The sequence below is a fragment of the Psychrobacter sp. Arc29 genome (genome assembly GCF_041431175.1).
GTDB lineage: Bacteria > Pseudomonadota > Gammaproteobacteria > Pseudomonadales > Moraxellaceae > Psychrobacter.
The window spans coordinates 1-9,742 of sequence record NZ_JASMRR010000015.1 but is presented as its reverse complement, the minus strand read 5'-3'; the positions used below and the strand labels follow the sequence as shown (position 1 = coordinate 9,742).

Annotated in this window: 5 protein-coding genes and 1 pseudogene; 2 read left to right on the top strand and 4 right to left on the bottom strand. The window is 44.6% G+C overall.

What is annotated here, in order from left to right; genetic code table 11:
• From QO189_RS14080 to QO189_RS14065, 4 genes and pseudogenes are all read right to left on the bottom strand, one after another.
• Positions 1 to 2,432 (bottom strand): annotated as a pseudogene (locus tag QO189_RS14080) (hypothetical protein); the annotation flags it as partial.
• Between the two features lie 160 nt (positions 2,433 to 2,592).
• A complete protein-coding gene (locus QO189_RS14075) occupies positions 2,593 to 2,976 on the bottom strand; it encodes a hypothetical protein (protein ID WP_371533223.1) in 384 nt (127 codons plus the stop codon).
• Between the two features lie 1,341 nt (positions 2,977 to 4,317).
• Positions 4,318 to 5,001 carry a cupin domain-containing protein gene (locus QO189_RS14070; protein WP_371533222.1) on the bottom strand — a complete coding sequence of 228 codons (684 nt, stop codon included), beginning with the start codon at positions 4,999 to 5,001 and terminating at the stop codon, positions 4,318 to 4,320.
• A 229-nt stretch (positions 5,002 to 5,230) separates the two neighbouring features.
• The gene (locus tag QO189_RS14065) at positions 5,231 to 6,094 is read right to left on the bottom strand and encodes a universal stress protein (protein WP_371533221.1); all 864 of its coding nucleotides are present in this window, start codon (positions 6,092 to 6,094) and stop codon (positions 5,231 to 5,233) included.
• A 332-nt stretch (positions 6,095 to 6,426) separates the two neighbouring features.
• On the opposite strand from QO189_RS14065, the gene QO189_RS14060 reads away from it, so the two are divergent.
• Together QO189_RS14060 and QO189_RS14055 are read left to right on the top strand one after the other, a co-directional pair.
• Positions 6,427 to 6,960 (top strand): DUF2058 domain-containing protein, encoded by a 534-nt coding sequence (locus QO189_RS14060; RefSeq protein WP_371533220.1) that lies wholly within the window; start codon positions 6,427 to 6,429, stop codon positions 6,958 to 6,960.
• Positions 6,961 to 7,328: 368 nt separating this feature from the next.
• Positions 7,329 to 9,518, top strand: a complete 2,190-nt coding sequence (locus QO189_RS14055; RefSeq protein ID WP_371533219.1) for an FAD-dependent oxidoreductase — start codon at positions 7,329 to 7,331, stop codon at positions 9,516 to 9,518.
• Positions 9,519 to 9,742 lie beyond the last annotated feature (224 nt).

Sequence of the window (9,742 nt, the reverse complement as noted above, 5' to 3'; positions counted from 1 at the left end):
ACGGTGGCATTTTCTGGTAATGCACCGACTTCAATCAATAGCTCAAGAGCAGATCGACCATCTGCACCATCCTGACCGTCGGCACCATCTGCGCCATTGATGCCATCATCACCTCTTAGGTATTCGATAAAGTCATCAACAGTAGCATCTGCAGGTAATTCGCCCACTGCAATCAACAGCTCAAGAGCGGATCGGCCATCTGCGCCATCAACGCCGTCTTGGCCGTCGGCGCCATCATCACCTCTTAAAAAGGTAATCAGATCAGCGACGGTGGCATTTTCTGGTAATGCACCGACTTCAATCAACAGCTCAAGAGCAGATCGACCATCTGCACCGTCCTGACCGTCGACACCGTCTGCGCCATCAACACCATCTTGGCCATCTGCGCCATCAGCGCCATCCTGACCTCTTAGGTATTCGATAAAGTCATCGACAGTGGCATCTGCAGGTAATTCGCCCACTGCAATTAGCAGCTCAAGAGCAGATCGACCATCTGCACCGTCCTGACCGTCGACACCGTCTGCGCCATCCTGACCTCTTAGGTATTCGATAAAATCATCGACAGTGGCATCTGCAGGTAATTCGCCCACTGCAATCAACAGCTCAAGAGCAGATCGACCATCTGCACCGTCCTGACCATCGACCCCATCTACGCCATCTACGCCGTCTGCACCTCTTAGGTAGTCGATAAAGTCATCAACAGTAGCATCTGCAGGTAATTCACCTACTGCAATCAACAGCTCAAGAGCAGATCGACCATCTGCACCGTCCTGACCGTCGACACCGTCTGCGCCATCAACACCATCTTGGCCATCTGCGCCATCCTCACCTCTTAGGTATTCGATAAAGTCATCGACAGTGGCATCTGCGGGCAATTCGCCCACTGCAATTAGCAGCTCAAGAGCAGATCGACCATCTGCACCATCTTGGCCATCTGCGCCATCAACGCCGTCTTGGCCGTCGGCGCCATCAACGCCGTCTTGGCCGTCGGCGCCATCATCACCTCTTAGGTAGTCGATAAAGTCATCAACAGTAGCATCTGCAGGTAATTCACCTACTGCAATCAACAGCTCAAGAGCAGATCGACCATCTGCGCCGTCCTGACCGTCGGCACCGTCTGCGCCATCAACGCCATCCGCACCTCTTAAGTATTCGATAAAATCATCGACAGTGGCATCTGCAGGTAATTCGCCCACTGCAATTAGCAGCTCAAGAGCAGATCGACCATCTGCACCGTCCTGACCGTCGACACCGTCTGCACCATCCTCACCTCTTAGGTATTCGATAAAGTCATCGATAGTGGCATCTGGGGGCAATTCACCCACTGCGATCAACAGCTCAAGAGCAGATCGACCATCTGCACCGTCCTGACCGTCGACCCCATCTGCGCCATCAACGCCATCCTCACCTCTTAGGTATTCGATAAAATCAGCAACTGTTGCGCCTGCTGGTAATGCGCCTGCTTCAATCAACAGCTCAAGAGCGGATTTTCCATCAATACCGTCTTTGCCGTCGGCATCAGCGTCGGCATCGGCATCGGCATCGGCATCGGCATCGGCATCAGCGTCGGCATCAGCATCGGCATCAGCATCGGCATCGGCATCGGCATCAGCATCGGCATCGGCATCGGCATCAGCATCGGCATCGGCATCAGCATCGGCATCAGCATCGGCATCAGCGTCGGCATCAGCGTCGGCATCAGCGTCGGCATCGGCATCGGCATCGGCATCGGCATCGGCATCGGCATCGGCATCGGCATCGGCATCGGCATCGGCATCAGCGTCGGCATCGGCATCGGCATCAGCGTCGGCATCGGCATCGGCATCGGCATCAGCGTCGGCATCGGCATCGGCATCGGCATCGGCATCAGCGTCGGCATCGGCATCAGCGTCGGCATCAGCGTCGGCATCAGCGTCGGCATCAGCATCACTATCATCACCACTACTAGAGAAAGCCGCTGCCGCAACTCCTGCTCCTGCAAGACCAACTAACCATGGCAACGCACCAAGACCTTCAGCGCCTGTCGCCCCTAGCCACCAAGGAGTTGCATATCCGTCTCCACCCAATGATTGGCCTTGCACCTCGCCTACTTGTAATTCAGTCACATAATCTGTCACATCACCTGTATCGGGAAGGTAATAGTAATAACTGCCATCTTCAGCGACACCAACAAGTGCACCATCGATATCATCGTAAAACCCTTCAATAATAAGGTCAGCGTTTTCACTATTATTCTCAAATGAAACATGAAGGTCTTTATCTATGCGTTTGGTAACAATATTTTTCGGTGCACGTCCAGACGCTGTATCAAGAAGCTCGTAATTCGTTTTATCAGTAGCTTGTATCACTGTCGGAATATTGTTCTGCGTAACCACAGTATGTTCAGCAACTGTTCCGACCTGATTATTGGCTTTAACGGTTATAGTTTTCATAACATCATCCTTGATTAATGAATTCTAAAATAATTTTCAATCTAGAATTACGAGTGAATTTTTTTATCCTTGATTTCTGTTAGTAGCGTCTGAATTTAGTAGTATCTGAGTTGTTTCTTACATGTATTTCTGAATCGTTAAGATGTCTTCAACAGTATTTTTATGAAATTGGAGAAAAATTTAGTTTGTGATTTTTGGCTGTTCGGCGATATGTTTGCTTTTGCAAAACGATAGCCATATGACAGAGGGGACGGACGATGTAGTGAGTCAGATATCTTGAAGACAATTTCTTATCAGCTATCGCTTGCTGAATAGCAAGAGGTTTTGCTGGATGAGGCTTTACTGAATATAGGCAAACTTGCAATTTTGTTTTTATCTGAGGGATATGCGGGTAATTTTTGACGTAGAAAGCAGTATTACCAATCACTTTTCTGATGACTAATTTTGTTGGGGTATAAGTATTATAGACAGACAATATTCGATCAGCCATCACAGTCTGGCTAACTACTAAACTGGCCATCCTAGCCGATAATAGTGCAGTCATGCTGATCATAACAATCGACCTCCAATCGATAGAAATCTAACTCATTAAAATTCTTTTGCCAACCTATATTCCTAATTATTTTTTATAAAAATATAGATCGGTAAAAAATTTTATATTTTTACAATTAACTATTTTTTATGCACCTTATATTCTAATAATAGTATGCTGATTTTATAGGTCAACATTAATACATTTATCAATTTGTAAAAAATGTTCCTTTATGTAAAACATGTATATGTATTTACAATAAAACCTCATAATCCTTAAGTAAAAATACAAATAAAACCACTGTGTATATCAGTGTAAACCGATATAAAAATAACTAAATCAAACCATAATTACCTGTAATTATTACAAATATGACCAATTCAGCCTATCTCCACTCATGATTATATAATTCTAATCACTTCAGCATTCAGCATAAATTCTGGCAAACAGAAAGCTATGACACCATCTATACAACCACTAACTCTCTTCATAATGAACGTCTTAAATATTAATATATTAAGAGTAATTAGAAATCATTAAAACTCAAATGCATCTTCAATTTATATTGAACAATGAATTACCTGATACAAACTATCAATTAAAAATTTTATTTTGCATTATTAAGATCTACGAGATACGCTCATATCGTATATCTATAGTGAAATCTATTTTTTCTCTTAAAAATACTGTTTTCATATACATTTCATATCACTTTATTAGACCAACATAATTAGACTAAAACTGTAAATGCCAGCCAACACCCATCTACTTCATATCCTTAAACGCTTTATAAATTAGCAATAATTTTAATTTTTAACCAAATTTTGTCTGACAGGCTCTATATTGTCGCTACTACCAATTTAATGTAGTGACAAGCATTCAGGTACACGTCCTCAGCACTACTTGGTAGCACTTAGTAGTATGAGGTGCTGGATGAATGAGACACTTATATGAGCTGCAGGAAAACCTATCTTATTTCAGATATTTTCGCTCAGTAGTTATTGGCTATGTTGGAATGAAATGGAAGAAGAGCTGCCTTAAAGAAAGGCTATCTATGAGCTATTGAAGGAAAGTGTGAGATCTCACGTGAGAAAGGGTCTATCGATATAAAACTGTCAATACTTAAAGTAGCTATAGTTGATTCAGATTAAAAGAAATACAAAGCAACCGAGCGCATATGTATATGTGATAATTCAAGTAAGGTTAACGCTGTCACTCTTTTATAGAAGTTTGACTATGTTCAAGATACTGCCTACAGCACATCTAACACATCAAATATGAAAGATCGATGTGTCAGATATTACGTTTATGGGTCACTCAGACTGTTGATACAGCACTTTTTACAAGTTTTATTTAGGCTTCATTTATTTCCAAACCAATTATCTGGCTTAAATGCCCTGTTTTCAGATATATCGTTGTGCCCTCTCGTCCTGCTGTGATTTGCGCGTACTCACCTGCAGGCAGACGCAACCATCCCCAACGCTGATAGACTCGGTTATCATCTACCAGCTCGCCTGCAATGACTAATAGCTCTGCGCCATTAGGAATTGGCTCATTGAATAGCAACTCGCCTGCCTCTATGCGTTGCAAGCTCACCTGCTCGACACCATCTGAGAACAGAGGACAAACGTCACGGTCACCTTGTCGCTGCCAATTGGCACCATCGTGAGTATCGATAGCCACATGATGCGCTTCATCAGGTGACATTTGCCGTAGCTTGACAAAAATTACCGCGCCTTCATCACTATAAGGCCTATGACCGGATGCTGGTGGGTTACGTAAATACCAACCTGCCGGATAATGGGTATCGTCTGCAGAAAAAGTCCCTGATAATACCAGAATTTCTTCACCGCCCGGATGCAGATGGTGCGGAAAATAAGAGTTCGGTGCGTAACGGACAAGACTGGTCGCACGAGCGTTCTCCTCTCCTATACGGTCAAGCATCACTCGCTCCACGCCATTCTGTGGTGATTTGACCCACCCGTGGTCTTCAGGTGCCAGCGAGGCACGACGTGAAAAATCTGCATTGATACGCATAAGGGGTTCCAAAGATAGAGTGAGTAGCGTCAGCGCGTGAGCCGTTATGAGGTAATGATTGATTATCTAAAATATCGATAACCAATCATGATGGCGAATATTGAACTATTGAAAATTGAACCATTAAAATTGGTGTGTTGTTCGATAACGTGTCGAAAAATACACGACCTTAATCTAGCGTCACTTTATCGAAAAACAAGCGATCAAGGACAAATTATTAATGCATCTATTAGCGTACCAGAATCACGGGAGACAATGTGCTCGCGATGATCTCTGTCGTTGTACTACCAAGGAACAACTGCTGCCATTTGGAGTGTCCGTAAGCACCGACCACCATTATGTCAATGTCGTTATCGACTTGAAACGTTAACAGTCCATCAACGGCATCAGAAGCAGATAAATGATGCGCCTCAACGACAAAGCCTGCATCTTCTAATTTAGCAGCGGCGGCACTCATACTCTGCTTGGCAGCATCATTGTGATTACCGACCATCACGATATGACCCTTCAAACCTTTTAACAAAGGGCTTTTTGACACCATCCACGCCGCTTTTATAGACGTCTTACTACCATCAAAAGCAATCATATATGAGCTAGGCTCTTTAAAAGTCTCTGAGCAAATCAGTATAGGGATGTCCGATGCGCGAGCTACCGTTTCAATTTGGCTGCCGATATTGATGCGGCTATTTTTGTGGTCTTCACCGCGGCGGCCCATGACGATCGCGCGATTTTCTTCTTTGAAATGCTCGATGCTAGGAAGCAGTTTGCCATGACGTTGATAAATGCGCACATTGACATCCGCAAAGCTGCCTTGGATATGGCTTTTTGCATCTTGTACTAAGGCGTTGCTATAGCTATTGACGACTTTTGCCCTTTGCTCATCTAGCTGAGACAACTCTTCTAACAAAAACTGGCGGCTGTTTATCCCTATCGCTCCTGACAGATCACGTCTGACTGAAGCGGGGACGTCGCTGACATGCAGCAACCCAACAGGCAAGTTCAGTTTGCTGGCATACCATGCGGCATAGTCACAAACCGATTCAGTCACTGCTGAGCCGTCAATACAGGCTAGAATGTGCTGTGATGTTGTCATAATCTGTCCTTAGATGTGTTATTTAATCCCATACAGCTTGTTATATATGACCAAGCTATGCCCATTGTTTGAGAGATGTTTCTAAAAAACGTTTCCTTAATTTGATGATACCCAATTTGGTCGGCTTCATCCAGCGATGTACACGCTTTTATAGAATCACAAACGTACCAGTACTATTATTTTATATAGTTTACAAGAGTATTGCCTTAACACCCTGATGAACTCTAGTCATTGTCTAACCACAAGCGTTAGTAAAGTTTGCTACAATACCTCTTTTAGTATTTATGGTTCAGTATTTAAGACTTACGTATCGTTATTTAGGTGATTGAATTATGGCAAAGAATGCCCTACAGGCTCAACTATTAAAGGCTGGATTGGTCGATAGTAAAAAAGCCAAAAAAATCAGCAAGCAAACGCAGCATGCCAAGCGTATTGGCGACTCAGAGAGTTTAGAGACCAAAAAAGCGTTGGCAGAAGCTCAAGCGCAAAAACTTGAGAAAGACCAAAAGCTCAATCAGCAAAAGCAGCAAGCTTTAGAAGAAAAGGCGCTGAAGGCTAACATCATTCAAATGATTAAGCAGCATCAGATAACCGATACAGATGGTGACGTCAGCTATCAATTCGTCGACGCGTCTAAAGTGAAAAAAATATCCATCACTCAAAAGCTATACGATCAAATCGTAGCAGGTCATGTCGTAATTGCACGCTTAGAGGACAGCTACGCGTTACTGCCGCGCCCACTCGCAGATCGTATCGATACGAAGATGGAAGGGTTCATGGTGGTATCCAACGATACCGCTGAAGACACGCCAGAAGAAGATGATCCTTACGCCGCTTATGTGATTCCAGACGATTTGATGTGGTAGTCAACCATCTGATTACTCAAGCAAGCATTCAGTCAAAACCCCTTCATAGAGCAACCATTCTATGAAGGGGTTTTGCTATCTGCGGTTTAATAGACAATTTATTATGAAAACTATCAGCCAGTTAATGACAGAGAACGCTTAAGCGTGGTGCCTCTCTCACTCTACTTTATCAGATTGTATACTTTATCGAATGGATAGGGTTTTTAATTGAACAGTCACTCAACATTCAATACAATATAATCCTACTCAATGAAATAAATGACCGTTAGACTCGATATAATATTTACGATCACACAAAACCTTGTGCTTCAATCATAACGCCATAACCTCGAAGCTCTCTTCCGCTCTCTGACTTAGCCGGAACAATCATGATTAAAAGAATATCCTTAATACTATTAATATTGATCCTAGCGGCAAGTTTTTTTTATTTTGACCTCAATCAATTACTGACGCTTGAAGGGTTAAAAGGGTCGATGGCGCAGTTTGATGCGTACAAAGCCCAGTCTCCATTATTGGTTATTGGTGGGTTTTTCTTACTCTATGTGGTCGTCACCGCGCTCTCCTTACCTGGTGCTACTATTTTGACGCTGGCAGCTGGCGCACTGTTCGGTTTGGTGCAGGGTTTACTTATTGCTTCGTTTGCCTCCAGTATCGGTGCAACGCTTGCGTTTTTGACCTCACGTTACCTGCTGCGCGACACCATCAAGCAGCGCTTCCCTGAGCGGCTGGCAGCGATCGATAAAGGGGTTAAAAAAGAAGGCGCGTTCTATTTATTTACCCTCCGTTTGGTGCCTATATTTCCGTTCTTTTTGATTAATCTGTTGATGGGCGTCACCGCCATCAAGTCGTGGACTTACTACTGTGTCAGCCAAGTAGGTATGCTCGCTGGTACGTTCGTATTCGTCAATGCAGGGACACAATTGGCGCAGGTTGAGAGTCTATCAGGGATTTTATCGTTCGATCTGATTGTCTCGTTTGCGTTATTGGGCTTATTCCCCTTAATCACAAAATCGCTACTCAATGCGTTTAAGAAGCGCCGCGTCTACAAAAATTATAATAAGCCAAAAAAGTTCGACCGCAATATGATCGTCATCGGCGCAGGTGCTGGCGGCCTTGTCACCAGTTATATCGCAGCGACTGTCAGGGCAAAAGTCACGCTCATCGAAGCGGGCGAGATGGGCGGCGACTGCTTGAACTACGGCTGTGTCCCGAGTAAAGCCATTATCAAAAGCGCAAAAATCGCCGAGCAAATGCGCACAGCTGAGCGTTACGGTCTAGAGAACACCGCGCCGCAGTTCTCGTTTAAAAAAATCATAGCGCGTGTACACGACGTCATTGCCGAGATTGCGCCGAACGATAGTGTCGAGCGCTATACCGATCTAGGGGTCGAAGTCCTAAAAGGGTATGCCAAACTGATTGATCCTTGGACGGTTGAAGTGGCGCTCAACGATGGCGGCACACAGACGCTCACGGCACGCACGATTGTGCTTGCCACTGGCGCACGTCCCTTTATCCCGCCACTGCCGGGTATTGAGGAAACAGGTTATGTCACCAGCGATACTTTGTGGGATAAATTTGCAACGCTTGACGAGACGCCCAAAAAGCTCGTCGTACTTGGGGGTGGCCCTATTGGCTCTGAGCTGGCGCAAGCATTTGCACGTTTAGGCTCAAACGTCACGCAAATTGAGCGCGGCACGCGTCTTATGAAAAAAGAAGACGAGGAAGTCTCTGAGTTTGCCCAAAAATCACTAGAAGCCAGTGGCGTGAAGGTTTTGACATCACACCAAGCATTACGCTGCGAGATGCGCGATGGCAAAAAGTACATTATCGTTCAGCAATTGAATGATGACGATCAAAGCGGTCAGCAAAAAGACCAACAACCAGAGATGGCATTTGAGTACGATGAGCTGCTGTGTGCAGTCGGTCGTAGCGCCCGTCTTGAAGGTTATGGACTTGAAGCGCTAGGCATCGAAACAGACCGTACGGTGGTCACCAATGAATATCTGGAGACGCTATATCCTAATATTTATGCAGCCGGCGATATCGTTGGGCCCTATCAGTTTACGCACGTGGCGTCGCATCAAGGCTGGTACGCTGCCGTCAATGGCTTGTTTGGTCATTTCAAAAAATTCAAAGTCGATTACCGAGTGATTCCATGGACAACCTTTATCGATCCAGAAGTCGCTCGTCTTGGTTTAAATGAACAAGAAGCAATCGACAAAGGCATTGATTTTGAAGTGACGCGTTATGACTTTGAAGAGCTAGACCGTGCGATTACTGACAGTGCCGCCAAAGGTTTTATTAAAGTCATCACCCCCAAAGGCAAAGACAAAATCCTAGGGGTGACGATAGTGGCTGAGCATGCTGGCGATTTAATGAGCGAGTTTGTACTGGCGATGAAACATGGTTTGGGACTTAATAAAATACTGGGTACAATTCATACCTACCCGACATGGGCGGAAGGCAACAAATACGTCGCTGGTGAATGGAAGCGCAATCACGCCCCTGAAACCGTATTGAACTGGTTAGAAAAATACCATACATGGCGCCGTGGTTAATTGGTTATTTATTGATAAATAACCTAATTGACAAAACAAGCCTGAGACCATCTGGCTGAGCTGATAATTTTTTGCTCGCTTAACTAGGGTGTGTTGACATATATAGAATAATTGATAATCATAGTGTTATGACTAGATTAACCCTAAGTGATGCCCAGTGGGCAAAGATAGCACCGTATTGTGCAGGTAAAGAGACCGATGTTGGTAGAACAGCGGTAAATAAT

Bases quoted from the DNA above. Each gene is read 5' to 3' on its own strand.
- QO189_RS14075 (WP_371533223.1), bottom strand. From the start codon at position 2,976: ATGACTGCACTATTATCGGCTAGGATGGCCAGTTTAGTAGTTAGCCAG.
- QO189_RS14070 (WP_371533222.1), bottom strand. From the start codon at position 5,001: ATGCGTATCAATGCAGATTTTTCACGTCGTGCCTCGCTGGCACCTGAA.
- QO189_RS14065 (WP_371533221.1), bottom strand. From the start codon at position 6,094: ATGACAACATCACAGCACATTCTAGCCTGTATTGACGGCTCAGCAGTG.
- QO189_RS14060 (WP_371533220.1), top strand. From the start codon at position 6,427: ATGGCAAAGAATGCCCTACAGGCTCAACTATTAAAGGCTGGATTGGTC.
- QO189_RS14055 (WP_371533219.1), top strand. From the start codon at position 7,329: ATGATTAAAAGAATATCCTTAATACTATTAATATTGATCCTAGCGGCA.